The sequence below is a fragment of the Streptomyces sparsus genome (assembly GCF_054776295.1).
This window is the reverse complement of record NZ_BAAHCA010001155.1, coordinates 1-1,351: the sequence shown is the minus strand read 5'-3', so window position 1 is coordinate 1,351 and position 1,351 is coordinate 1. Positions and strand designations below refer to the sequence as shown.

Genomic DNA, 1,351 nt, shown 5'->3' with positions numbered 1-1,351 from the left:
CACGGTGTCCGCGCTGGTCAAGGACGTGCGGAAGGGAGCGGCCTGATGCCGCAGGGACAACCGAGTGTGGTGCCGGACGACGGGCTCACCACCAGGCAGCGGCGCAACCGGCCGCTGCTGATGGTGCACACCGGCACGGGCAAGGGAAAGTCGACGGCCGCCTTCGGGCTGGCGCTGCGCGCCTGGAACCAGGGCTGGCCGGTCGGGGTGTTCCAGTTCGTCAAGTCGGCCAAGTGGAAGGTCGGCGAGGAGCGGGCGCTGCGTGTCCTCGGCGACTCCGGTGAGGGCGGCACGGTCGCCTGGCACAAGATGGGCGAGGGCTGGTCCTGGGTGCAGCGCGACATCTCCTCCAGCGAGGACGCCGCCCGGGAGGGCTGGGAGCAGGTCAAACGCGACCTCGCCGCGGAGACGTACCGGCTGTACGTGCTGGACGAGTTCGCGTACCCGATGCACTGGGGCTGGGTGGATCCGGCCGAGGTCGTCGAGGTGCTGCGGGAGCGGCCCGGGACCCAGCACGTGGTCGTCACCGGCCGCAACGCCCCGCAGCCGCTGCTGGACGCCGCCGACCTGGTGACCGAGATGGGCAAGGTCAAGCACCCCATGGACGCCGGCCAGAAGGGCCAGCGGGGCATCGAATGGTGACGGTCCCCCGGCTGGTCGTCGCCGCGCCCGCGTCGGGCAGCGGCAAGACCACCGTGGCCACCGGCCTGCTGGCCGCGTTCGCCGCGGCGGGGCTGAAGGTCTCACCGCACAAGGTGGGGCCCGACTACATCGACCCGGGTTACCACTCGCTGGCCGCGGGGCGCCGGGGCCGCAACCTCGACGCCTACCTGTGCGGCCCGGAGCTGGTCGAGCCGCTGTTCCTGCACGGTTCGGCCGGCGCGGACGTGGCCGTGGTCGAGGGGGTGATGGGCCTGTACGACGGGGCCGCCGGGCAGGGCGAGCTGGGCTCGACCGCGCAGGTGGCGAAGCTCCTGCGGGCGCCGGTCGTGCTGGTGGTCGACGCCTCGTCCCAGTCCCGCTCCGTCGCCGCGCTGGTGCACGGCTTCGCCTCGTGGGACCCGGAGGTGCGGCTGGCCGGGGTGGTCCTCAACAAGGTCGGTTCCGACCGGCACGAGGAGCTGCTGCGGGAGGCGCTGGACGAGTCGGGGGTGCCGGTGCTGGGTGTGCTGCGGCGGGAGCGCCGGGTGCGCACGCCGTCCAGGCATCTGGGGCTGGTGCCGGCCGCCGAACGGCACACCGAGGCGGTGGAGGCGGTCGCGGCCCTGGCCGAGCAGGTGCGGTCCGGTCTCGACCTGCCCGCGCTGCTGGAGGTGGCCCGCTCGGCTCCGCCGCTGACCGGGCGGGCGTG

Annotated in this window: 2 protein-coding genes; both read left to right on the top strand. The window is 74.0% G+C overall.

Annotated features, from left to right (window positions below):
• Nucleotides 1-45: 45 nt before the first annotated feature.
• Nucleotides 46-642, top strand: coding sequence for a cob(I)yrinic acid a,c-diamide adenosyltransferase (gene cobO, locus ACYVE9_RS27090; protein WP_461030528.1), 597 nt, complete (start codon nucleotides 46-48; stop codon nucleotides 640-642).
• Nucleotides 636-1,351: cobyrinate a,c-diamide synthase (locus ACYVE9_RS27085; protein WP_461030527.1), on the top strand; the 716-nt coding region annotated here is incomplete at its 3' end. The genes cobO and ACYVE9_RS27085, both read left to right, overlap by 7 nt.